Annotated in this window: 19 protein-coding genes, 2 tRNA genes and 2 pseudogenes; 13 read left to right on the forward strand and 10 right to left on the reverse strand. The window is 57.4% G+C overall.

Features of this window, described 5'->3' with window-relative positions; genetic code table 11:
* Positions 1 to 156: 156 nt before the first annotated feature.
* The 6 genes from GSM73_RS11670 to nudC all read left to right on the forward strand — a co-directional run bounded on the left by GSM73_RS11670 (position 157) and on the right by nudC (position 11178).
* Positions 157 to 1473 carry an MdtA/MuxA family multidrug efflux RND transporter periplasmic adaptor subunit gene (locus GSM73_RS11670; protein ID WP_047226604.1) on the forward strand — a complete coding sequence of 439 codons (1317 nt, stop codon included), beginning with the start codon at positions 157 to 159 and terminating at the stop codon, positions 1471 to 1473.
* Positions 1470 to 4565: an MdtB/MuxB family multidrug efflux RND transporter permease subunit gene (locus GSM73_RS11675; RefSeq protein WP_160892588.1), complete on the forward strand. Its 3096-nt coding sequence runs from the start codon at positions 1470 to 1472 to the stop codon at positions 4563 to 4565. The genes GSM73_RS11670 and GSM73_RS11675 overlap by 4 nt, the downstream gene beginning before the upstream one ends.
* Before the next feature lie 139 nt (positions 4566 to 4704).
* Positions 4705 to 7809: an efflux RND transporter permease subunit gene (locus GSM73_RS11680; RefSeq protein ID WP_047226602.1), complete on the forward strand. Its 3105-nt coding sequence runs from the start codon at positions 4705 to 4707 to the stop codon at positions 7807 to 7809.
* A complete protein-coding gene (locus GSM73_RS11685; RefSeq protein ID WP_160892590.1) occupies positions 7806 to 9281 on the forward strand; it encodes an efflux transporter outer membrane subunit in 1476 nt (491 codons plus the stop codon). Before GSM73_RS11680 ends, GSM73_RS11685 begins: the two co-directional genes overlap by 4 nt.
* 247 nt (positions 9282 to 9528) lie before the next feature.
* Entirely contained in the window at positions 9529 to 10341 is an 813-nt protein-coding gene (locus GSM73_RS11690) for a crotonase/enoyl-CoA hydratase family protein (RefSeq protein ID WP_160892592.1), read from the forward strand.
* 6 nt (positions 10342 to 10347) lie between these two features.
* On the forward strand, positions 10348 to 11178 hold the full coding sequence (gene nudC, locus GSM73_RS11695) for an NAD(+) diphosphatase (protein WP_160892594.1): 831 nt from the start codon (positions 10348 to 10350) through the stop codon (positions 11176 to 11178).
* Here the strand turns inward: nudC and GSM73_RS11700 are convergent.
* Positions 11146 to 11925: a TSUP family transporter gene (locus tag GSM73_RS11700; RefSeq protein WP_047226598.1), complete on the reverse strand. Its 780-nt coding sequence runs from the start codon at positions 11923 to 11925 to the stop codon at positions 11146 to 11148. The genes nudC and GSM73_RS11700 overlap by 33 nt on opposite strands.
* 378 nt (positions 11926 to 12303) lie before the next feature.
* On the opposite strand from GSM73_RS11700, the gene GSM73_RS11705 reads away from it, so the two are divergent.
* Positions 12304 to 12377, forward strand: a tRNA-Cys gene (locus GSM73_RS11705).
* A 145-nt stretch (positions 12378 to 12522) separates the two neighbouring features.
* Here the strand turns inward: GSM73_RS11705 and GSM73_RS11710 are convergent.
* The gene (locus tag GSM73_RS11710; RefSeq protein ID WP_076385066.1) at positions 12523 to 12822 is read right to left on the reverse strand and encodes a hypothetical protein; all 300 of its coding nucleotides are present in this window, start codon (positions 12820 to 12822) and stop codon (positions 12523 to 12525) included.
* A gap of 154 nt (positions 12823 to 12976) precedes the next feature.
* Complete coding sequence (locus tag GSM73_RS11715; protein ID WP_076385064.1) at positions 12977 to 13234, reverse strand: hypothetical protein; 258 nt, start codon at positions 13232 to 13234, stop codon at positions 12977 to 12979.
* A gap of 162 nt (positions 13235 to 13396) precedes the next feature.
* Here GSM73_RS11715 and GSM73_RS11720 point away from each other — a divergent pair.
* Positions 13397 to 15334: pseudogene (locus GSM73_RS11720) on the forward strand (acyltransferase family protein).
* A gap of 312 nt (positions 15335 to 15646) precedes the next feature.
* On the opposite strand, the gene GSM73_RS11725 reads toward GSM73_RS11720, so the two are convergent.
* Complete coding sequence (locus GSM73_RS11725; protein WP_160892598.1) at positions 15647 to 16471, reverse strand: S9 family peptidase; 825 nt, start codon at positions 16469 to 16471, stop codon at positions 15647 to 15649.
* Positions 16468 to 17583 (reverse strand): acyltransferase, encoded by a 1116-nt coding sequence (locus GSM73_RS11730; RefSeq protein ID WP_076385058.1) that lies wholly within the window; start codon positions 17581 to 17583, stop codon positions 16468 to 16470. The genes GSM73_RS11725 and GSM73_RS11730 overlap by 4 nt, the downstream gene beginning before the upstream one ends.
* A 100-nt stretch (positions 17584 to 17683) precedes the next feature.
* Between GSM73_RS11730 and GSM73_RS11735 the strand changes: the two are divergent.
* Positions 17684 to 17791: pseudogene (locus GSM73_RS11735) on the forward strand (cell wall hydrolase); the annotation flags it as partial.
* A 474-nt stretch (positions 17792 to 18265) separates the two neighbouring features.
* A tRNA-Leu gene (locus GSM73_RS11740) sits at positions 18266 to 18352 on the forward strand.
* Between the two features lie 84 nt (positions 18353 to 18436).
* On the opposite strand, the gene GSM73_RS11745 is transcribed toward GSM73_RS11740, so the two are convergent.
* Positions 18437 to 18799, reverse strand: a complete 363-nt coding sequence (locus GSM73_RS11745; protein WP_047226597.1) for an NUDIX hydrolase — start codon at positions 18797 to 18799, stop codon at positions 18437 to 18439.
* 270 nt (positions 18800 to 19069) lie between these two features.
* Here GSM73_RS11745 and GSM73_RS11750 point away from each other — a divergent pair, with 270 nt between their 5' ends.
* Together GSM73_RS11750 and GSM73_RS11755 are read left to right on the forward strand one after the other, a co-directional pair.
* On the forward strand, positions 19070 to 19255 hold the full coding sequence (locus tag GSM73_RS11750) for a hypothetical protein (RefSeq protein ID WP_047226596.1): 186 nt from the start codon (positions 19070 to 19072) through the stop codon (positions 19253 to 19255).
* Positions 19256 to 19347: 92 nt separating this feature from the next.
* Positions 19348 to 19575, forward strand: coding sequence for a PLD nuclease N-terminal domain-containing protein (locus tag GSM73_RS11755; RefSeq protein WP_047226595.1), 228 nt, complete (start codon positions 19348 to 19350; stop codon positions 19573 to 19575).
* A gap of 7 nt (positions 19576 to 19582) precedes the next feature.
* On the opposite strand, the gene GSM73_RS11760 is transcribed toward GSM73_RS11755, so the two are convergent.
* The 3 genes from GSM73_RS11760 to GSM73_RS11770 form a co-directional block, all read right to left on the reverse strand.
* Entirely contained in the window at positions 19583 to 20008 is a 426-nt protein-coding gene (locus GSM73_RS11760; RefSeq protein ID WP_047226594.1) for a hypothetical protein, read from the reverse strand.
* Between the two features lie 121 nt (positions 20009 to 20129).
* The gene (locus GSM73_RS11765; protein ID WP_047226593.1) at positions 20130 to 20360 is read right to left on the reverse strand and encodes a hypothetical protein; all 231 of its coding nucleotides are present in this window, start codon (positions 20358 to 20360) and stop codon (positions 20130 to 20132) included.
* A gap of 149 nt (positions 20361 to 20509) precedes the next feature.
* Positions 20510 to 20764, reverse strand: a complete 255-nt coding sequence (locus GSM73_RS11770) for a DUF6555 family protein (RefSeq protein ID WP_047226592.1) — start codon at positions 20762 to 20764, stop codon at positions 20510 to 20512.
* 200 nt (positions 20765 to 20964) lie between these two features.
* Between GSM73_RS11770 and GSM73_RS11775 the strand changes: the two genes are divergently transcribed.
* Positions 20965 to 21864, forward strand: coding sequence for a polysaccharide deacetylase family protein (locus GSM73_RS11775; protein ID WP_160892600.1), 900 nt, complete (start codon positions 20965 to 20967; stop codon positions 21862 to 21864).
* A 389-nt stretch (positions 21865 to 22253) separates the two neighbouring features.
* Here GSM73_RS11775 and GSM73_RS11780 read toward each other — a convergent pair whose 3' ends face one another.
* Entirely contained in the window at positions 22254 to 24050 is a 1797-nt protein-coding gene (locus GSM73_RS11780; RefSeq protein ID WP_160892602.1) for a HAMP domain-containing sensor histidine kinase, read from the reverse strand.
* Positions 24051 to 24273 lie beyond the last annotated feature (223 nt).

The raw sequence follows: 24273 nt of genomic DNA on the forward strand, positions 1-24273 counted from the left end.
CGGCCTGGCCTTGTCCAGGCCGTTTTCATTTGTGCTTCAAGACCTTAGCCAACTACGCGATAGGTAAGCCCAAGGTAAATTGCCGGTAAAGGCGCTTTGCTAAATACCCGCCAGTGCTTATCGTTCAGCCTCCCGTAAAAGAAGCCCACGCGCCCAATGGTTGATCATTCCATGCAATCCTCTGTTTCCCACAAATCCCGTCGCTGGCTGTTTGGCCTGGTCGTCGTATTGATCGTCGCGGCGCTGGCCTGGAAGTTCTGGCCCGCCGGGACGGACCAAAAGCCCGGAGCAGGGCAAAAAGCGCCTGCTGAACAGGCGGGGCGGTCGGGCGGGATGCGGCCAGGGTTTGGGGGGGCGACAGGGCCGGTACCGGTTCGGGTAGCGCCGGCAGTCACCGGTGATTTTCCGCTTTACTACAAGGCGTTGGGCACCGTCACGGCCCTCAATACCATCAACGTGCGCAGCCGGGTGGGTGGCGAGCTGGTCAAGATCGCCTTTGAAGAAGGGCAAATGGTCAAGGCTGGAGACCTGCTGGCTGAAATCGACCCGCGTCCATACCAGAACGCCTTGCTCCAGGCCGAAGGCACGCTGCTGCAGAATCAGGCCCAACTGAAAAATGCCCAGGTAGACCTCGAGCGTTATCGTGGCCTGTATGCCGAGGACAGCATCGCCAAACAGACCCTCGATACCGCCGCCGCCTTGGTGGGCCAGTACCAGGGCACGGTCAAGACCAACCAGGCGGCAGTCAACGACGCCAAGCTCAATCTGGAGTTCACCAGGATCCGGGCGCCGATCTCCGGCCGGGTCGGTTTGCGGCAACTGGACGTTGGCAATCTGGTGGCCGCCAACGACACTACCGCGCTGGCGGTCATCACTCAGACGCAACCCATCAGCGTCGTGTTTACGCTGCCGGAAACCAACCTGGATACCGTGCTTGCCCGCTATCGCAGCGGGGCGAAGCTGCCAGTGGAGGCCTGGGACCGTAGTGACCTGAAGCTGCAGGCCAGCGGTGTACTGCAAAGCCTGGACAACCAGATCGACATCACCACCGGCACCCTGAAGTTCAAGGCTCGCTACGATAACCGCGACCAGTCGCTGTTCCCCAACCAGTTCGTCAATGTGCATCTGTTGGCCGACACCCTCAAAAATGTAGTCCTGGCGCCGACCGCTGCGATTCAGTTCGGCACCAACGGCACCTTCGTCTACGCCCTGGATGGCGATAAAAAAGTCACCATCAGAAAGCTGAAGATCGGCGCCAGCGACGGCGAACACACCGTAGTCACCGAAGGCCTGGCCGCAGGTGATCGAGTAGTGCTAGAAGGCACCGATCGCCTGAAGGAAGGCAGTGAGGTGGATGTGGTCAACGACAGCCAGGACGTGCCCACCACGCCGACCGAACACCTGCAGGGCAAAACGGCGGCAGCCCCGGCTGAACCGGCCGTGGCCGACAAGGCGAAAAAGGGCGGCGCATGAACCTCTCGCGTCTGTTCATCCTTCGCCCGGTCGCCACCACCCTGAGCATGCTGGCCATCGTGCTGGCCGGTCTGATCGCCTATCGGTTGCTGCCGGTGTCGGCATTGCCCCAGGTCGATTACCCGACCATCCGTGTGATGACCCTGTACCCGGGCGCCAGTCCCGATGTGATGACCAGTGCCGTGACCGCCCCTCTGGAACGGCAGTTCGGGCAGATGCCGGGCCTGACGCAAATGGCGTCCACCAGCTCCGGCGGCGCGTCGGTGATTACCCTGCGTTTCAGCCTCGACATCAACATGGATGTCGCCGAGCAACAGGTGCAGGCGGCGATCAACGCGGCCACCAACCTGCTGCCCAACGATCTGCCGGCCCCGCCGGTGTACAACAAGGTCAACCCGGCCGACACCCCGGTGCTGACCCTGGCGATCACCTCCAAGACCATGCTGCTGCCCAAGCTCAATGACCTGGTGGACACCCGCATGGCGCAGAAAATCGCCCAGATCAGCGGGGTCGGCATGGTTTCGATCGCCGGCGGTCAGCGCCAGGCTGTGCGGATCAAGGTCAATCCCGAGGCCCTGGCAGCCGCAGGTCTGAACCTGGCGGACGTGCGCACCCTGGTCGGCGCCTCCAACGTCAACCAGCCCAAGGGCAACTTCGACGGACCGACCCGGGTCTCGATGCTCGATGCCAACGATCAGTTGACCTCACCCAAGGACTACGCCGAGCTGATCCTCGCCTATGCCAACGGCGCTCCGTTGCGCCTCAAGGATGTCGCGCAGATCGTCGATGGCGCCGAGAATGAACGCCTTGCCGCCTGGGCCAACGAAAATCAGGCCGTGTTGTTGAACATCCAGCGCCAGCCGGGGGCCAACGTCATCGAGGTGGTAGACCGGATCAAGGCCTTGCTGCCGAGCATTACCGACAACCTGCCGGCCGGCCTGGACGTTACGGTGCTGACTGACCGCACCCAGACCATTCGCGCTTCGGTCACCGACGTACAGCATGAACTGCTGATCGCCATCGCCCTGGTGGTCATGGTGACGTTCCTGTTCCTGCGTCGGGTCAGTGCCACGATCATTCCGTCGGTGGCTGTACCGTTGTCGCTGATCGGCACGTTCGGCGTGATGTACCTGGCCGGTTTTTCCATCAACAACCTGACGCTGATGGCCCTGACCATTGCCACCGGTTTTGTGGTGGACGATGCCATCGTCATGCTGGAAAACATTGCCCGCTACATCGAGGAGGGCGAAAGCCCCATGCAGGCCGCGCTCAAGGGCGCGAAGCAGATTGGCTTCACTTTGATTTCGCTGACGCTGTCGCTGATCGCGGTGCTGATCCCGTTGCTGTTCATGGCCGACGTGGTTGGGCGCTTGTTCCGCGAGTTCGCCATCACCCTGGCGGTGGCGATCCTGATCTCTCTTGTGGTGTCGCTGACCCTGACGCCGATGATGTGTGCCCGGTTGCTCAAGCGCGAACCCAAAGAGCAGGAGCAGGGGCGTTTCTACCGCGCCAGCGGCGCCTGGATCGACTGGATGATCGCCGCCTACGGTCGCAAGTTGCAGTGGGTGCTCAAGCATCAGCCGCTGACCCTGCTGGTTGCCGTGGGCAGCCTGGTGCTGACGGTGGTGTTGTACCTGGCCGTGCCCAAGGGGTTTTTCCCGGTGCAGGACACCGGGGTGATCCAGGGTATTTCCCAGGCGCCACAGTCGATTTCCTTCGCCGCCATGAGCGAGCGCCAACAGCAGCTGGCCAAGGTGATCCTGGCCGATCCAGCGGTGCAGAGCCTGTCTTCCTACATCGGCGTGGACGGTGACAACGCCACGCTCAACAGTGGTCGCTTGCTGATCAATCTCAAGCCCCACAGCGAACGGGATGACAGCGCCACCGAAACCATCGCCCGCTTGCAGCCGCAACTGGACCGGCTGGTGGGCATCCGCCTGTTCATGCAACCGGTGCAGGACCTGACCATCGAAGACCGGGTCAGCCGCACCCAGTACCAGTTCAGCCTGTCTTCGCCGGATGCCGAGTTGCTTAGCCTCTGGAGCGATCGCCTTGTCGAAGCCTTGGCCCGGCAGCCGGAGTTGACCGACGTCGCCAGCGACTTGCAGGACAAAGGTCTGCAGGTCTACCTGGTGATCGACCGCGACGCCGCGTCTCGCCTGGGCGTATCGGTGTCGGACATCACCGATGCACTGTATGACGCTTTCGGCCAGCGGCAGATTTCCACCATTTACACCCAGGCCAGCCAGTATCGGGTGGTGTTGCAGGCCCAGGCCGGGGAGCGCATCGGGCCGCAGGCGCTGGATCAGATTCACGTCAAGACCACCGATGGTGGCCAGGTGCGGCTGTCGAGTCTGGCCCGCGTCGAGGAGCGTCAGGCCCAGTTGGCCATTGCTCACATCGGCCAGTTCCCGGCGGTGATGATGTCGTTCAACCTGGCGCCCGATGTAGCCCTCGGGCACGCGGTGGACGTGATCGAGAAGGTCCAGCAGGACATTGGCATGCCGGTCGGGGTGCAGACCCAATTCCAGGGCGCGGCCCAGGCGTTCCAGGCCTCGCTGTCGAGTACCTTGCTGCTGATCCTTGCGGCGGTGGTGACCATGTACATCGTGCTCGGCGTTCTGTACGAGAGCTACATCCACCCGATCACGATTCTCTCCACATTGCCCTCGGCGGCCATCGGCGCCTTGCTGGCGCTGATCATCAGCGGCAATGACCTGGGCATGATCGCGATCATCGGCATCATCCTGCTGATCGGCATCGTCAAGAAAAACGCGATCATGATGATCGACTTCGCCCTCGACGCCGAACGCAACCAGGGCATGGATCCGCAGACGGCCATCTACCAGGCCGCGTTGCTGCGTTTCAGGCCGATCCTGATGACCACACTGGCGGCCCTGTTCGGTGCGGTGCCACTGATGCTCGCCACGGGCTCCGGCGCCGAACTGCGCCAGCCTTTGGGGCTGGTGATGGTGGGTGGGTTGTTGGTGAGCCAGGTGCTGACGTTGTTCACCACGCCGGTGATTTACCTGTATTTCGACCGCCTGGGGCGCCGCTTTGCCAAGCCTGATGGGGAAGAGGTGCGGGTATGACGGCAGCACTCGGCATCCCGGAGCCTGAGGGCTTTGTGTGGCGAGGGAGCTTGCTCCCACAGGGCTGGGATATATCCCCTCGCCACAAGAGCCCGACCATCCCTCACGGCATATCGTCTGAAGCCTGGAGCGGTCACCCATGAACCTCTCCGGCCCTTTCATCCGCCGCCCCGTAGCGACCATGCTCCTGAGCTTTGCAATCATGCTGCTCGGTGGCGTGAGCTTTGGCTTGCTGCCGGTTGCACCGTTGCCGCAGATGGATTTTCCGGTGATCGTGGTCCAGGCCAACTTGCCGGGGGCCAGCCCCGAGGTGATGGCGTCGACGGTAGCAACGCCGCTTGAGCGTTCCTTTGGCGCCATCGCCGGGGTCAATACCATGAGCAGCCGGTCCAGCCAGGGCTCTACCCGGGTGATCCTGCAATTTGACCTGGACCGCGACATCAACGGCGCGGCGCGGGAAGTGCAGGCGGCCATCAATGCCTCGCGCAACCTGTTGCCCAGCGGCATGCGCAGCATGCCCACGTACAAGAAGGTCAACCCGTCCCAGGCGCCGATCATGGTGCTGTCGCTGACCTCGGATGTGCTGGAGAAGGGCCAGCTCTACGATTTGGCTTCAACCATCCTTTCCCAGAGCCTGTCCCAAGTGTCGGGCGTGGGCGAGGTACAGATTGGTGGCAGTTCCTTGCCGGCGGTGCGCATCGAACTGGAGCCGCAACTGCTCAACCAGTACGGCGTAGCCCTGGATGATGTGCGCAGCGCCATTGCCGACAGCAACGTGCGCCGGCCCAAGGGTTCGGTCGAGGACGCACAGCGCATGTGGCAAATCCAGGCCAACGATCAGTTAGAGAAGGCCAAGGACTACGAAACGCTGATCATCCGTTACCAGGACGGCTCGGTGCTGCGCCTCAAGGACGTAGCAAAAGTCACCGACGGCGTCGAAGACCGCTACAACAGCGGTTTCTTCAACGATGACGCAGCCGTGCTGCTGGTGATCAACCGTCAGGCTGGCGCCAACATCATCGAGACGGTCAATGAGATCAAGAACCAGCTGCCGGCGTTGCAGGCCGTGCTGCCGGCCAGCGTCAAGCTGAACCTGGCCATGGACCGCTCACCGGTGATCAAGGCCACGCTGCACGAGGCGGAAATGACCCTGCTGATTGCCGTGGCCCTGGTGGTGCTGGTGGTGTTCCTGTTCCTGGGCAATTTTCGCGCCTCACTGATCCCGACCCTGGCGGTGCCGGTGTCCCTGGTAGGCACGTTTGCGGTGATGTACCTCTACGGCTTCTCCCTGAACAACCTGTCGTTGATGGCGTTGATCCTCGCCACCGGCCTGGTGGTGGACGACGCCATCGTAGTGCTGGAGAACATTTCCCGGCACATCGACGAAGGCGTACCGCCCATGAAGGCGGCCTACCTGGGCGCCGAAGAGGTGGGCTTTACGCTGCTGTCGATGAACGTCTCACTGGTGGCGGTGTTTCTCTCGATCCTGTTCATGGGCGGGATTATCGAGAGTCTGTTTCGCGAGTTCTCCATCACCCTGGCGGCGGCCATCGTGGTCTCGCTGGTGGTGTCGCTGACCCTCACGCCGATGCTCTGCGCTCGCTGGCTCAAGCCCCACGTGCCGGGGCAGGAGAATCGCTTGCAGCGCTGGAGCCGGCGCCTCAACGAGCGGATGGTCCGTGGTTACGCGCGCAGCCTGGACTGGGTGCTGCGCCATCGGCGCCTGACCTTGCTGAGCCTGCTGGTGACCATAGGGGTGAACATCGCACTCTACGTGGTGGTGCCGAAAACCTTCATGCCTCAGCAGGACACCGGCCAGTTGATCGGTTTCGTGCGCGGCGACGACGGACTCTCGTTCAACGTCATGCAGCCGAAGATGGAAATCTTTCGTCGCGCCGTGCTGAAGGATGAAGCCGTAGAAAGCGTGGCGGGGTTCATCGGCGGCAACAACGGCACCAACAATGCCTTCATGCTGGTACGCCTCAAACCGATCAACGAGCGTGGTATCTCCGCGCAGAAAGTCATCGAGCGCTTGCGCAAGGAGATGCCCCTGGTGCCGGGTGGCCGCTTGATGCTGATGGCCGACCAGGATCTGCAGTTTGGTGGTGGACGTGAGCAGACCACCTCGCAGTATTCCTACATCCTGCAGAGCGGTGACCTGGCGTCGCTACGCCAGTGGTACCCCAAAGTCGCGGCGGCCTTCAGGGCCTTGCCGGAGCTGACCGCTATCGACGCTCGCGACGGCGGCGGCGCCCAGCAGATCACGCTGGTGGTGGACCGTGACCAGGCCAAGCGCCTGGGCATCGACATGGATATGGTCACCTCGGTGTTGAACAACGCCTACAGCCAGCGGCAGATATCCACCATCTATGACAGCCTCAACCAGTATCAGGTGGTGATGGAGGTCAACCCCAAGTACGCCCAGGACCCGAGCACCCTCGATCAGGTCCAGGTCATTACCGCTGACGGCGCGCGGGTGCCCCTGTCGACCATCGCGCATTATGAGAGCAGCCTGGAGGATGATCGGGTCAGCCATGAGGGTCAGTTCGCCTCCGAGGACATATCGTTCGATTTGGCCGAGGGTGTGACGGTGGAGCAGGGCACGGCCGCCATCGAGCGGGCAATTGCCAGGCTCGGGATGCCCGAAGACATCATCGCAAAAATGGCCGGTACCGCCGATGCGTTCGCGGCAACCCAGAAAAGCCAGCCGTTCATGATCCTGGGGGCATTGCTGGCGGTGTACCTGGTGCTGGGTGTGTTGTACGAGAGCTACATTCATCCGCTGACCATCCTGTCCACCTTACCGTCGGCCGGTGTCGGCGCACTGCTGTCGATTTATTTGTTGGGCGGCGAGTTCAGCCTGATCTCGTTGTTGGGGTTGTTCCTGCTGATTGGCGTGGTGAAGAAAAACGCGATCCTGATGATCGACCTGGCGTTGCAACTGGAGCGCGGCGGGCAGTCGCCGCAGGACTCGATCCGCAACGCCTGCCTGCTGCGCTTGCGGCCGATTCTGATGACTACGCTGGCGGCGATTCTCGGTGCCTTGCCGCTATTGCTTGGCGGTGCCGAAGGCTCTGAGATGCGCCAGCCGCTGGGCCTGACCATCATCGGCGGACTGGTGTTCAGCCAGATCCTGACCCTCTATACCACGCCTGTGGTTTACCTTTATCTCGACAAACTGCGCCATCGCTTCAACCGCTGGCGCGGCGTGCGCACTGATGCTGCCCTGGAAACTCCGCTATGACCGACCGTTCGCTTTTCAATCTTGTCGCACCGCTGGCGACCGCCCGTGGCTCGCGGCTGCTGAGCCTGACGCTGTGCGTGGCGATGCTCAGCGCCTGCGCCATCGGCCCGGATTACCAGCGCCCGGTGGCCGCGGCGCCCGTGCAGTACAAGGAGGCTGAGGGTTGGCGCCAGGCCAATCCTAGCGACGCCTTGGCTCGGGGTGCCTGGTGGGAGTTGTACGGCGATGCCCGGCTCAATGGCCTGGTGGAGAAACTCAACACCTCCAACCAGACCGTGGCCCAGGCCGAAGCCCAGTACCGTCAGGCCCAGGCCTTGGTTCGCAGTGCCCGGGGCGCGTTCTTCCCCTCCGTTGAACTGACCGTCGGCAAGAACCGCTCCAGCCAGGGCACCGGCAGCAGTAATTCGAGCCTGAGCAGTTCGGCCAGTGGCATCCGCGACACCTACAGCGCCCAGGCCGGTGTCAGTTGGGAGGCGGACGTCTGGGGCAAGTTGCGTCGCACTCTGCAAGCCAATGAAGCCAGCGCCGAAGCCAGCTTCGCCGATCTGGCCGCCATGCGCCTGAGCCAGCAATCGGAACTGGTGCAAAACTACCTGCAATTGCGGGTGATCGACGAGCAGAAGCGCTTGTTGCAGACCACCGTGGACAACTATCAGCGTTCGCTGAAGATGACCGAAAACCAATACCGCGCGGGCGTATCCGGCAGGGACGCGGTGGCTCAGGCGCAGACTCAGCTCAAGACTACCCAGGCCGAGTTGATCGACCTGATCTGGCAACGCGCTCAATTTGAAAACGCCATCGCCGTGCTGATCGGCCTGCCGCCGGCCGAATTCAGCCTGGCAGAAACCCAGGACATCCCGACCCTTCCGCAAATCCCCGTGGCGCTGCCCTCGCAGTTGCTTGAGCGCCGGCCGGACATTGCCTCGGCGGAGCGTTCGGTGATGGCCGCCAACGCCAACATCGGCGTGGCCAAGGCCGCCTATTACCCGGACCTGACCCTGAGCTTGAGCGGCGGTTACAGCAGCAGTACCTACGACAACTGGGTGAGTGTGCCGAATCGCTTCTGGTCGGTGGGACCGCAGCTGGCGATGACGCTGTTCGATGGCGGCCAGCGTTCGGCGGAAGTCGACCGCACCGTTGCGGCCTACGACCAGACGGTCGCCACCTATCGCCAGACGGTGCTCGACGGTTTTCGCGAAGTGGAAAATTACATGATCCAGCTCAAAGTCCTGGAAGACGAAGCTCGCGTGCGCCAGGAGGCCCTGGATGCCGCCCGCGAATCCTTGCGCCTGACCCAGAACCAGTACAGGGCAGGGCTGATCGCCTACCTCGATGTCGTCACGGTCCAGGCCACCGCGCTGAGTAATGAACGCAGTGTGCTGACCTTGCAGCAGAGCCGGTTGATCGCGAGTGTGCAACTGATCGCCGCGTTGGGTGGTGGGTGGGATGGGCAGATGCAGGTGAGTGAATAATCCGTGATTGAAGGTGATCCCTGTGGCGAGGGATTTATCCCCGCTGGGCTGCGCAGCAGACCCCAGATACCTCTGTCGGGATGCAGGGGCCGCTTCGCGCCCCAACGGGGATAAATCCCCTCGCCACAGAGACATCTTTACCTGACCGGTCGCCAGGTCCCGCTTTTGGCCGATGCACTGTCTACGACCCGGTGCGTTGACTTGTTATAGTTCAGGCCTCTTTTTCAGCCGGTAAAGGATCACCGCCATGTCGCAATACCAAGCGTTCACCGTCGAACTTGCAGACAATATCGCCCATGTGCAGATCAATCGACCGGACAAGATCAATGCAATGAACGCCGCGTTCTGGAGCGAGATCGTCGAAATCTTCCAATGGATCGACGACACCGACGAAGCGCGCGTGGTGGTATTGAGCGGGGCCGGCAAACACTTCTCCTCGGGCATCGACCTGATGATGCTGGCCGCCGTCGCCAATGAGCTGGGCAAGGACGTGGGCCGCAACGCACGCCTGTTGCGCCGCAAGATCCTGCAACTGCAAGCCTCGTTCAACGCCGTGGACAACTGTCGCAAACCGGTGCTTGCCGTTATCCAGGGTTATTGCCTGGGCGGCGCCATCGACCTGATTTCAGCCTGCGACATGCGTTATGCCGCCGAAGATGCACAGTTCTCCATCAAGGAAATCGATATCGGCATGGCGGCCGATGTTGGCACATTGCAACGCTTGCCCCGGATCATCGGGGACGGCATGCTGCGTGAACTCGCTTATACGGGGCGCACCTTTGGTGCCGACGAAGCGCGCAGCATCGGCCTGGTCAATCGTGTCTACAGTGATACCGCCAGCCTGCTTGACGGTGTCATGGGCATCGCTCGGGAAATCGCCGCCAAGTCGCCGATCGCCGTGACCGGTACCAAGGAAATGATCAGCTACATGCGCGACCACCGCATCGACGACGGGCTGGAATACGTCGCCACCTGGAACGCCGCCATGCTGCAATCGACCGACCTGCGCGTGGCCATGGCCGCCCATATGAGCAAACAGAAACCTGAATTTCTGGATTGATTGATCATGATTTCACGCTGGACCACCGCAGTACTCGATACCGATCTCCCGGGGGGCTGGGCCGTGGCCCGCAGCCCGGAAGGCTTTCTGTTCGATGACAACGGCGCGCTGTTTCCCCGCGACTGGCTCAAGCGCCAGGACCTGTCGATCCTCGCCGAGCATGGCATTGGCCACCTGGATGGCGAGCCGGTCTATCTGCTGGAACTGCACAGCGCACAGGACATCCCCGGCTGCAGTTGGAAGGGGCTGCGGGCCTTCATGCTCGAGGATGACCACACGCTGTACAAGGTCCTGGGCTATGCCGCGCAGATCGGCACCTGGGCTCGGGAGTGCCGTTTCTGTGGCAGCTGTGGCAAACGCATGGGCCAGATTGCCCGGGAACGGGCGATGTATTGCGATGCCTGTGATTTGCGGCATTACCCGCGAATCTCACCAAGCATGATCGTGCTGATCACCCGTGGCGATGAAGTCCTGCTGGCTCGTTCGCCTCGCTTCGTCACGGGGGTCTACAGCACGCTGGCCGGGTTCGCCGAGCCAGGTGAGTCCGCCGAGGATTGCCTGGTTCGTGAGGTGCGCGAAGAAGTCAGCATCGAGGTGAAGAACATTCAGTATGTCGGCAGTCAATGCTGGCCGTTTCCCCATTCGATGATGCTCGGTTTCCATGCCGAATATGCCGGTGGCGACATCATCAGGCAGGAAGATGAAATCGAAGATGCCCAGTGGTTCAACGTGCACAACCTGCCGCCGCTGCCGGCCTCGCGTTCCATCGCCCGCTACCTGATCGACCTCTATGTGGCGCGGCGCTTAGGCCACGCTGAACCAGTGCTGCCAGGCTAGACGCACGGTCAAGCCCAGTACCACGGTGATAAATACAGGTCGGATGAATTTCGCGCCGCCGCTGATGGCGGTGCGCGCGCCGAAGAATGCCCCTACCATCACCGACAGCCCCATGCTCAGGCCGATGATCCAATCCACTTGCCCCGAAAAAATGAACACCGACAGCGCCGCGATGTTGCTGACGAAATTCATGCTGCGGGCCACACCACTGGCCTTGACCAGATCGATGGGATAGAGCAGCAGGCTGCTGACAGTCCAGAATGCACCCGTCCCAGGACCGGCCACGCCGTCGTAGAAGCCCAGGCTGAAACCCTGGGGCGCTTGCCAGGTCTTCTTGATCGGCGCATCGCTGTCCAGCGGCGCCTTGGGCGTGCCACCGAACAACAGGTACAGGCCGCAGGCGAAGACGATCACCGGCAGCATCTTGTTCAGCCACTCGGCGGGCAGGTAATGGGCGACGATGGCGCCGGCCAAGGCACCGACCAGCGTGCCGACGAGGGCATGGGTCCACTGCCTTGGATGGAACAGCTTGCGCTTGTAGAACGTGAAACTGGCCGTGGCCGAACCAAAGGTCGAGCTGAGTTTGTTGGTGCCCAGGACCAGATGGGGAGGCAAGCCGGCGGTCAGCAGGGCCGGGGTGGTCAACAGGCCACCTCCGCCGGCAATGGCATCGATGAAACCGGCAATGAAGGCGACGACGATCAGGATAGCGAGGGTGGTAAGGTCAACGCTGAGTTCGAAAGGCATGAAATGGGCTTATTTGGCAGGGCGCAGGTGGCTGCGGGGAAGGCCGGTATGTTACCCATAAATGGGGCAGGGCTGCGACTGCCTCCAGGGGGGCTGAAGTTCTCCGTGACGAGGGAGCTGGCTCCGCTGGGTTGCGACGCAGGCCCAGAAGCCTTCGCACACCTATGTGGTTGTCGGGCGGAAGCTGGCCTTTGGACGAATTTTTTTTGAAATCAAGGGGTTGTCAGCCTAGGCAAATGAGTACATAATTGCGCCCATCGAACGCACTGGGACGTAAAAAATCTCAATGTTTTCAAGGAGATAGAGCTTCGTAAGCGTCTTGTTTCCTGATCAGGTTTGTACGCGGTTGATGTAGCTTTCTTGCATCAAACGTATTGAGGCCGAATAGCAAAATGGTTATGCAGTGGATTGCAAATCCACCTACGCCGGTTCGATTCCGACTTCGGCCTCCACTATCAAAAACCCCGTAGCTCAATGAGTTACGGGGTTTTTTGTGCCTGTTTCAATCCTATGTGTTCCGCATATTTCTTAAAGTGTTCCGCAACGATCTACCAATCGAGTGGCCTTAGAGTCTTTTCCTGCTTTTGGGCTGGGAAACTACCTCGCCTTTCTATCGCTTCTAACTTGATCATAGAAATCGCTAAGATCGAACCGGGCTGTCACGGACTGGTCATCGCTCGTATCTATTTTTTCATCTTGCCCGGGGAAGATTATTTGATATTTATCCTTGGAGTCCTTGGCACTTTCAATGCGTATCTCTGAGCGTTTGATTATGTCGAGTGATCGAGAGATATAAGGTGACTTTTTTTCGACTTCCTCTATCGTGTTCGGGAGGCGATTCTCTTTCAATATGAAGCTCTCAACTGCAACTTGGATTTGTGCTTCTGCTTTGTACATGCTTGTCACTCTATAAGATCCTTGCGCATAGCCAACGCCAAAAGAAACCATCGTCGATATAAATATTAGATGGAATATGGGTTGTGCCGAGACAGCGAAGGTAATAGTTCTGCTCGACAGTCGCATCTCTTTATTAAGTATACATGCGATCCAATCAAGAAAAATCCTTGTTCCGCCGCAACCGAGAGCACGGGTTGGCCTTGCCAGTCAGGCCCCATTCCCTGGCGTGGGTGAAGATCGTTGGCAGTAGGGCTATTTCCCGGCTTGCCCTAACCTTGGCCGACCTGGTGTCACGATATTGAGCGATCACCTGTGGCGTCATCGCGTCCACTGGAGCCAGCTCGAACGACTTCCACAGCTGTTTCAACCCCTTCCGATAGTCATCCTGGGTGCCCTTTTTCAGCCTTGGCATGGCATCGTCCAGGTCATTGCCCAGCGGGATCTCTTTGCGCTTGCCAGTTACGGTAACAGGTATCTTCCCGTGTCATGGCAATTCAGTAGTGCCACATGTAAAGTGTCTGGATTTTCAGGCTGACAAGCTGTTCGACGGTTGAGCAAAAGGACCAGGCATTAAATGCAATATAGGAAAGAGCTGGACGGCATTCGGGCTTTGGCGGTTGTGGCGGTGATCTTTTATCATGCCGAGCTTATGATTGAGGGGATTAGGGTTTTACCCGGCGGTTACTTTGGTGTGGATGTGTTCTTTGTTCTTTCTGGTTATTTGATAACGGGGATGCTAACGGCGACGCAGAGCTTTAGTGTTCAAAGGTTTTTCGTTAGTAGATTTAATCGCATCTACCCAATGTTGCTTGTGATGTTGATGGTGGCGTCGTGCTATGCTTATTTCTTTTTGATGCCGGCAGAGTTGGAAGTTTATTCCAATGAGCTTGTATCGGCAATTGGCTCATACTCAAACTTCCACTTCATGTCTGAGGATTCGTATGTTTCTGATGTGAATAAGTTGAAACCGCTCATTCATACTTGGAGCTTGGGTGTTGAGTGGCAGTTCTATCTAGTGTTCCCTTTTTTCATTTTGCTGTTATCCAAGCTCCTCCCGCGCTACAGAGTTGAGGGAGTGCTTCTGGCGGCAGCACTGTCGTTGTTGTATTGCATTAATTTGTCTGATGGAAACCTACAGAGGTCCTTCTACCTGCCTTTCAGTAGGTGCTGGGAGCTTTTAGCTGGTGCTCTCGTTTGCTTGCTTGGCAGCAGAAAGCCGGTATCGAATACTATTGGATACGTATTGCCGCTGGTCGGGCTGTCTTTGATGATTGTTCCGATGTTTATCTTTGATGATCAACAAGTACATCCGGGATATATTACTTTGTTGCCTGTTGCCGGCTGCTGCCTATTTGTGATGTACGGGCGACAAAATGCTCATTTGACGAAGCTGTTGTCTCTACCACCATTCGCTTTTTTGGGGATGATCTCTTATTCCCTTTATCTGTGGCATCAACCATTCTTCGCTTTTTATCGATTGAGGTTTGAGGAGTTTACGTGGGCCGCGTTTGGTATTCTAATGTTGATTCTGCTCCCCCTGTCATTCTTGACTTTCAGGTTTGTCGAAAGTCCGTTTAGGCGGAGTGGTGACCGAAAAAAGTATTTCGTACTCGTATCATTTATGATTACCGGTATTGGGTTTTTTACGCTAGTACAAACCACCCAGGGCTTACCTAAAAGACTTGAGGGCGTAGCGCTGCAAGTGTATTCCGATTACCGGGTTCCTGAGTTTCGCAAGCTTACAACGGATGTGCCCGGTGTTTCGGTGTTAGGGGAGAACACCTTTGTCTGCATCCACCGTGTCCCCAGTTCCGCTTGTAAATTTGGTGATGAAAGCTGGGTAACTGTTGGAGATAGTTTTGCTGGTATGTATGAGTCGGAGTTGAAGCGGAAACTCGAGGAATTAGGACATGGTCTCGTTACTATGTCATATGAGCAGTGTCCGTTTTTTGATGAGGATATTTGGGTGGGAGATGCTCCAGAATGTATCCTCATAAATAAGCAGCGCTGGGAGGCAATAAGGAGTATGTCTGGCCGGAGAACGTTCGTTGTCTCCGGTAGCTTTACTCAGTTCTATAAAGCAAAGAAAGGAATTGATGATCCGCTTGCTTCGGTTCGCCAGGGCTATACGAAGGTCGATAGCGAAAAAGTATATGCATCTTTCGCTAGGTCTGTTGAAGAGCTTCTGAGGCTTGGTCACAAGGTTGTGCTGATCTATCCAACGCCAAGCATTATGACGAATGTAAAAAATAAATTATACCGAGATGCACTCTACGCTGGTGGCTTGTTGAATCGATACGATGAAAAAGTAAATATGTCTTTGATTTAGAGGGTTGAGGCTGATATAGATAGGCACATAAAAGCGGCTGGATCAATAATTAAAGTGAAGCCCACAGAAGTGTTTTGCAATGATGCAGTTTGTACTGTAATCGATGGTGAAGGTGGGTTGTTCAATGTAACTTCCCATCTTTCCAACCTGGGAGCGCGACGTGTGATCGCCCGGTTCCTTTAATAGTTCTAATTGTCTTAGCCCGCAAACCGTGCTTTTTTCGTTTGGAGAAAAGTTTATGGCCGTTACCGAGAGGGATCGCGACATCCTCGCGCGCACCCTGTGGGGTGGCAAGTGAGGGAGATCTCACTGCTGAACGATCAACTGAAATTCCTTGAGAATGACCATGGCTCCTATTCAGGGGCCATGGGGAGCGTTTCTACCTGAATCGCTGCATCCTTACGAAGGGGGTGGAAGTCGAGTCGGCTCGGGAAAGCATGACTTACCGATGAGACTTCACACAGAAGGGCTGGCTGCCGCCGGAACGCGTTGTAGCTACTTAGGGGCAGACATTTGATCGTCTGTCTTAGCAAGCTTCTGCTGCTGAGCCAGGGCCCATGCAGCGGCCATTTCATGCTCGCTAGTCGAGTGCCCTTTCTTTGGCGTCAGTATTGCCGTCAGATCCACAGCGTCTGGGTTTCCTGCCTTCGTTACTCCCGCAATCAACGATAAGGTTTCCGTAGTTCCGACCCTGTCGTCATTATTGTTGATCTGGATAAATACGTGTTTCTTTGAAAGAGCCTGATAATAAGACGCCAGCGTGTACACCGTTTTATTGGCTTTCGAGTTCTCGAACTCCCGCAAGCGGAATACATCGGTGACCGGGGCCATGGCGATAACTGAAGTGATGCTCGGTATTTCGGCGGATGCCTTCATCGCGATGTAACCGCCACGAGATACGCCGAGGACGGTGATTCCTTCCAGACGAGCTTTATGTTTGTCCGCTACATCGCTAAGCACAGACTTTAAATTATCGATATAGCCGTCGAAAATGTTGTCGCTGTTTTCGTCGGCTCTCACTCGCCAGCACTCTAGGCCGCTTCCTTCTTTTTTATTTATATCCTTGCCGTGGCATGGGACATCAATAGCCGCTACGCTGTAGCCCCTGGAAGATAATATTTCTCCAATAGGGCTGTAAGTGTTGGTCATCGATTCTTTTATGTCGGTTGTAACAACAATTAGAAGAGGTCCGTTCGGTGTGCCCTGGTGATATCCGTACTCAACGCCTGATTTTGTTGTCTCAATGGTGTAATCATTTGCCGATGCAATAGCAGGAAGCATCATCGTTAAGGTGAAAGTGATGCTTTTTAAGTCGATCATTTTGAGGTAACCAGTCTTTTGGTGTTCAGGGCAAGTGAACGGATAAGCTGTTTGTTCTCGGCATAGTGGGCAATTAGTTTTGCGGCCGCAATTGAAAGTGCAATGGTTAGTGCGCCGACTATTATTGACCTTGTCACTGATCCATAAATATATTGCTGAGTAGCGCCGAGAATGAACAGCATTATGGGGAAGTGAATCACGTAAAGAGTGTAGGAATATCCGGCTTGCTTGTGGAATAGTGCGGGGAATCTGGCGCCGCCACCCATAATAAGTGCCATGAAGGAAGCGAACCACAAGCCAGAAATCAACCGGAAATGATTCATTCGATCCAGCCATATGCCATTGCCAAGCGGCCCTGCGAACAGCACTAGCGCGACGGCCAGCGCGACGGCGGCAGTAAGTAATACAAACAACCAACCGAATAACTTGTTATTCATTTGTGGCGTTCGCTGGTGCATGAGCGCCAAGGCGAACCCAGAGAACCATATCGGAGCCAGCATATAAAATAGCTGGTTCTTGTGGGTGACAATGACGGTGACTACCAAAAGAGCGATAGCCGCTGCCTTCCGTGAAGGCCACAAAAATAAAGCGGCAGCGACGACGTAATACCAAGCTTCGATCGACAGACTCCATAGAGGGCCGTTTGCGGTTGGTGTTGTAGTTTTGAACTCGTTCAGGAACACCAATGCACCGAACAACTGTTTCGCGATCGCTGTGAACTCTGTTCTCACGAATTTCGCGCCAGGTATCGACAACAGTTGCTGACTTCCAGATGGGAAAACTGACGGGGCGAGGGCAGCCAGCAGAGCGATCAGGAGGATTGCTACAACCAGAGGTGGATAAAGCCTAAGCGCCCTGTCTCTTGCGTACTGTCCGATACTGAAGCCATGATTTTTTGCGATGTTGTTGCAGACCGACTTTCCTATGAGAAAACCACTGAGTACGAAGAACACCATCACAGACAGTTGAGTAAAGAATCCAACGAAAACCGAGCCTGCCTTTAGGGTCGGCAACAGAATCGTTTGGTTTGTGTGGCCGAGCAGCACCACCAGTGCAGACAGAGCGCGGATCGAGTCCAGCTGCTGCGATTGGTCAGGAGTGATACGAGACAAAGTCAGTTTCCATTTCATTGATTGTGGCGAGCCCCGCGCATCATACGGGGTGACACTATGCCCGCCTAGCTGCGGGCTTTTTACGTCTGGAGAAAAGTTTATGACCGCAACCGTAAGGGATCGCGACATCCTCGCGCGCACGCTGTACGGAGAGGCTCGTGGCGAGAGTTTCGCTGGCCAGATCGCCGTGGCCTGGACTATCCGCAACCATGCTCAACGAATTATTGGAATCGCCGTCGACGGCGACCGGGGCTGATCAAGCTGGCGGCGTGCCAAGCGTATGCAAGAGGAGATGAACCGCTGATAGGGTGTTGAGTGCTTGAAAGCGTTCCGCAACCGAAAACGCGAGCCACGTTCCGTACGGGTTGTAGCCTGTCAAAAATCTGTGGCTTGCGGAACGGTTCCGATGCTAAGCTATTGAAATACAGAGCATTGTGGATGGATTGCAAATCCACCTACGCCGATTCGATTCCGACTTCGGCCTCCACTTTAAAACAGCTCCGTAGATCCATGATTTACGGAGCTTTTTTATTTTTCGGAGCAGCGACAGGTTTTGTCTTGAAAAGGACAGCAGCAACCTTGCTTCGCCGGGAAGGGATGTATATATTCCCCCCTCTTGCTGCACCAGCCTCGACTGGCATATCTGCTCCACGCTGATGTCCATAAGGTTGACCGCGCTACCGCCCGAATGGCGAAACTGGTAGACGCATGGGACTTAAAATCCCCCGCTCGTAAGGGCGTGCCGGTTCGATTCCGGCTTCGGGCACCATCTAAAATCAAGGGTTTGCGAGCGAAAGCTGAAGCAAACCCTTGTTTGTTTCTGCTCCGTGAAACCACCTTATCCAAGCTGCGCTCACAACCTGCGCCGAAATGCCTCGAGAATCTCCCGGGTGCCCTTTTTCATTTGCAGTTGCGCGATAGCGTCCAGCGGATGCCAGAGGCAGTCGCTGATTTCATTCTGTGGCCGGGCGGTCTTTGAATCGGTGACCGCGGCTTCGAACACGTGGTGTTCGGTTTCACCGTCGCTGATGCGCATCAGATAAAGCAGGTTGTGCGCGTCCAGCCCGGTCTCTTCTGCCAACTCGCGTAGTGCCGCCCCAGCATGGGTTTCGCCGCGCTCAACGGTTCCACCAGGCAATGTCCAGCGGCTGTTGGCCTTGCGCACGAGCAAGATGTGGCGATCTTCCTCGCAGATGACGGTCGCTCGAATTTTCATGGCCTTGCTCAATCCGTGACTGTCATTAAATTGAAATATAACTGCAATATTTGAGCCCGATGTCATACGGACTGTCCACTACAGTTTTTACCGGGGCCTCTCTGTATGACCGCGGCAATCGGCGAAAGACTGAACTTCATTTCAAGCCTGCACTCGCTATCTGTCAGGACTGGGCATTAAACCGATCATCGCCTCGACTGAATCAGCTTGGAAAAAACGTATCCATGTTGGGTGGATAGCCAACCTCGGGTAGAGGGGAAGTGAGAAGACATGACCACGGTTGAAGACTTCAAAATCAAATCCCACGAGCTTCTCGTGGAACTGGACGCGGCCACCTCAGAAATGATGGCGCTCGTCGACGCACATCAAACGAGCGGGGTGATTTGGGAGCAGGCCGTCCAACGCCAGCATGACGCTTATGAACGGTGGGTCGCCTATCTGAATGAGCGTGGATAGACGCAAGTTCGGGCGGGGGGACGCGATGGCAGATTCTTTGAACGGACCGTCAGGGGGTGTGCCTAAACCATAGACCTTAAGAGGATTGGACCATGTCTGAACTAGCCAGCTATTTCTGGATCGGCGTTGTGGTGCTTTTGCTGCTTGTGGATCTGTGGGCGATCATCAGTGTCTTTCGCAGTGACAAGACTGTCGGGACCAAGGCGGGATGGGCGCTGGTGTTGATCATCTTGCCTGTGGTGGGCCTGGTCATCTGGGGCGTTGCCGGCCCTCGCGGTGTGAAGGAAGGCCCGTCGTCGCCAGAGCACAGCAAAGGTTAGGGACCCTTCATTGGTTTTTCCAGCGCCCACCGGTGGTTTCGCAATCTTTCTGTGCTTGCGCCAGTTGCTCGGTGTTGTAGTAGTACCGGGTGACTTGCGCATCGTCAGGGATGTTGGCTGACTCGCCGCCACGGTCCTTGCTGGTTGAGTGCGGATTGGCCAGGGATTCCTGAGTCAGCCGGGCCTGGCACGTCGCTACATAGCCTTGGGCGCAACGTTCGACCTGGTTCTTTTCAGTGCTCAGTGCACCTTTGCTTTCGTTGCTGCACGACCAGCCAATCGCCTCGGCTGGCACGCCTTTGTATTCGTAACAACTATGGGTTTCGATCTTCGGTATAGCCTGGCTCTGGGACCGAGTGATTACATCGCAGCCTTGCGCCATGGCGACGGCGGGGCAGGCACAGGCGATCAACAGCAGGATTCTGGCGTACATGGTGTTCTCCCTCTAGCGGCTTTGCTCCGATACATATCCATATCGAGGCGCAAAGAACGCCCGCGTTCCATCGGTTTTCCAACCGGTAGAGCGTGGGGAAGAATCTGTGCAGCGCAATGCGTTAGCGGAACTTGGGCAATGGTCGCTCGGCGGGCTTGAGGGACGTCAGCGCGCTCTGGATAGAGGGGGCGTCTTTTTCGATGTCATTGAGACGATCCCGGATGCGCACGGCGGTAGGGTGCCCGCCCTGATGGTCGACCCAGTCAGCGATTTCTTTGCAGGCTGCCGCCAATCGCGCCTGACGCGATTCCAGCAAGGTGAGCACGGTGGTGATGGACTCTTTTTCAGACATGTCGCACCTCCATTGAGTGTGTATAGGGCAGCACAAAACCCGCCAGCAGCGGGTTGTACCGATAATTAAGCGTAGTTGAGTTATTTCGGGTCTGGCGAAGAAAACGGCGCACGGCCGGACGGCCGGTGCGCCAAAGAGGGGTTGCGGACTCAGCCTGACTCTTTTACCCAGGCCGGCGCGACACTGGCTCGCCAGCGCACGTCGGTAATACCGTATTTTTCTGCCAGTGGTTTTGACACCCGCTTGACCTTTTCCCTCCCGAATTTGGGGATGCGCCCGACACCCGCGTCGCAACTGGCCCAATGCCAGGCTTCGGAATTGTTCATCACTTCTGCACGAATGATGAATGACTTGGGCTCGCCATGGAGCATGTAGTCGATGATGTAAAGCGATGGCCCGCCCATAAATCCTCCCTAATTAGTTCTATACGGATGGATGCAGAGGCGGGCGGAAAATTCCATCGGATCTCCAGACGGTCAAAATCGGGGGCGCGGCGAGGCTCGCGGCCGGGAACCAAACCCGGTTAACCTTCTCCAAGCTGGGCTTGAGCACCAAGGGCCATGGATCGAAGGCGAGTCAGTGCGATCACCATAAAAGGCACACAATGAAAATCTTCGCCAGGGTGTTGTCTCTCGTAGCCCTTGCCAGCGCTTTGCTGGGATGCATTGGCGCTCCTATCGAGCTGACTGCGCAGACCGAACAGCGCCTTCGCACGCAACCGCCGATCCGCTTTCTGCTGACGTTCGATGACGGGCCCAGCGCATCATCTTTCTGGAACCCGAGCATGGGCGTGCTCGATGCCTTGGCGCAAAACCCGGTGCAGCCGGGGATCAAGGCGGTATTTTTTGTGCAGACTCGAGCGTCGCGGGCCGGTGGCAGTGATATCGGGCGTTCGGTGATGCGTCGTGAACAGCAGGAAGGGCATGTGCTGGGCTTTCATACCGCGACCTCCGGGCACAGCAACCACCGGTTCCTCAGCCCAGATGAACTGGAACAGTCGCTGCTCAATGGGAGCGCCGACATTGCCGCCATCACGGGGGCGGCTCCCAGGCTGGTGAGGCCGCCGTTCTGGAGCTTCGACACCCGCACCTTCGGGGCCTACCGACGCCATGGCCTGCACATGTTGCTCACTGATCTGAGTGCCAACGACGGCAAAGTCTGGGGCATCACGGCGAGTCCGAGACGGCGAATCAACCTCATACGTCAGCTCAGCGAAGTGCGTGAACGTATCGCCGTCGGGCAGATACCTGCCGTTGATGGGGTCATTCCGGTGGTGGTGACCTTTCATGATCTCAATCGCTACACCGCGCGACACGCCCGGGAGTACCTGCAGATTCTGATCGACGCTGCCCAGGCGACTGGGGTGAAGACCGACACCAAGCCATTTTATGACGACCGTCAGGCGCTTGAGCGAGCAGCGCTGGCTCGCACCGTCAAAGACGGCACCGAGCCGGTGCAACTGCCTGGGTTGTGGAACAGGTTGTGGGGTTCGGGCTCACCCTGACGAGTATGCCGCTCCCGGGAAATTGCGACGCCCGGTTGATGCCCTGGTGCCAACTGAGTGTAAGGTAAGGGGCGTACCTTAGGTTTATCTAGCAGGAGGTAACTATGAGTGCTGCGATGCTAACGAAAGTGCACATCAACGGTTATGACGTACTCAGTGTGAACAGCGGCCCATGGCGGGTCTGCACCCAAGTGGACCGGCTTGGCTCCTTTGCTTCCCGTGAGGAAGCGCTGGCTTACGCGGCGGCGTTGCCGGTACGCAGAAACCGAAGCGAGCGATCTGCTAACACTAAATAGCAGCGCTAGAAGGTCGTGTTCGCAGGTCAGAGTTGGCTGCACGCGCGCAACCCCCGGAGGATGCTGCGCACGCAGCCAACTCGCCCCAGTGGTTCAGGTATTGGCCAGTTCCAGCGGGATCTCCAGAGTGAACAAGGCCCCTTGACCAGGCCCATCGCTCTGGGCGTAGAGACGACCATTCATTTCAACCGCGGCCAGAGCACAGCTGTGCAAGCCAAATCCATGGCCGTCCTTGCGGGTCGTGAACCCGTGGTTAAAGATTCGAGCCTGGTTCTGCGGCGCAATACCCTCGCCTCGATCCTTGACGCTGAGGCGTAACGTACTCTCAGCGACGATCTGGATCCCCAGCGTGATTTCCCGCGGATGCCCGGAAACATTCGACATTGCGAACTTGGCGTTGCTGATCAGGTTGATCAGGATCAACAGCAACCTGTGCTTGTCTCCCAGGATGGTGGGGATGTCCTGAAAATCCTTGATGACCGTGACATGGTGCCGGCTCAGCGCGCCTGCGTTCATGCGTAACGCATCTTCGAACAGATCCCTGACATTGAGCGGCTCGATCAATCTCGCGGCGCCAGCGTAGGTTTGTTGGGTGGCGACGATTTCCTTGATGTGGTCAATGCTCTTGGTCAGTTGTGCCAGCTCGTCAATGAGCAGTCCCTGTTCGGCATTGATGGACTCGACCAGCTCATTGAAATAACGAGGCAACAATTTGCCTTTTTCATCCAGGGTAATGAAACGGCCCAAATCCTCGGCATGCTCATTCATCATTTTTACCGCTTTGCCCAGACCGAGCGTCTTGCTGTTTTTCAACTTGCGGGTCACCAGGTCCGCCGAAATATTCACGCTGTTGAGAACGTTCCCCACGTTATGCAACACGTTGGTCGCGATCTCGGCCATTCCCGCCATTCGCGCCGCCTCCACCAGCTCACGTTCGGCCTGCATCAACTCGCGAGTGCGATCTTCCACCCGTTCTTCCAGCCGTTCATTGGAGAATTGCAGTTCCTGGTTAATCTGAGTGATGAGCGCGGAACTGCGAACCAACCGCGCAGCAAGGTAGATCATCAAAATGGCCATGAGGCCGGCGCATACAGCCAGATAGATGTGATATTGGCGTTCGGTCTCGGCGGTCCTGCGTTGGGTTTCGTTCAACAGCTCGTTAATACTGTCGAGCTCTTGGGCGACCGGGATCACACTGATGCGGTCAATGAGGTCATTGACGATCGGTTGTTCCTGGATAATGGATTCGACATGTTGTGTCAGCGTGCTAAAGGACGGCTGGTAGGAAGGGGGCAGTTGGGCGATGTATTGCTCCAGCGCATTGAGCTGGCTCCTTACTTCTTCGGCCTTGTCCGAGGTGACATAAAGGGCGTACTCAAGCGTTGTCAGAGTCAGGTCAAGGACACTGGAGGCAATCTCTAAGCGGTTTATCGGAGTGTCGGCATCCATCTCCCTGAGCCGTGTCTGGATGTCGTCCTCGGCAAGTGGCAGCGCATCCAGAGCGGTGCGTAAGCGGGTGTTGTGTTGCTGGAACTGCTCCACCAGCAGGCTTTTGTTCTTCACCGCCTCCACATAGCCCTGGCGCCTGGATGCCCAAAGGGCCGCCAAAGGGCCAGAATTGTTGAGCTGCTCCAACTGCGCCCATCGACTGGCCGCTTCAGGTGGCGGGGTCAGCGACAGGTTGTTATTGATGCCGATCTTTTTTCGCAGGATTTTGACGTTCCAGTTGGCGTCGGATTGTTTGAGTTGGCGGATGAAATCCCGGGACTCGAAATAGGTGGAGGCGTCGTAGGTGTAGGACTTGACTAAAAAGAATATCAAGGCCGAAAACACAGCAAGCGCGACAGCCAATAAGGCGGGCCATTTATATTTTTTAATGAGAGTGGTCACGCGGTCCTCCCGTCAAGGCTCTTGATCGGGCAGATCGGTGAGTTGCCAAGACAAGGCAGGATTGCGGCGCTTGGGACGATGGGTGGAGTGTTTGTTTGGTGTTGTATAGGTGGCGTGGGTCTGCTTTTGCCTGGGTGCACGTTGAGCTCCCTGCTAACGGTGGCGTGGTACGTCAATGACGTGAGTGTAGCGCTAAGGAGGCGGGGCGATGTGGGAGGCTGGC

Origin of the sequence: Pseudomonas sp. PICF6 (genome assembly GCF_009831705.1) — a bacterium.
GTDB lineage: Bacteria > Pseudomonadota > Gammaproteobacteria > Pseudomonadales > Pseudomonadaceae > Aquipseudomonas > Aquipseudomonas rhizophila.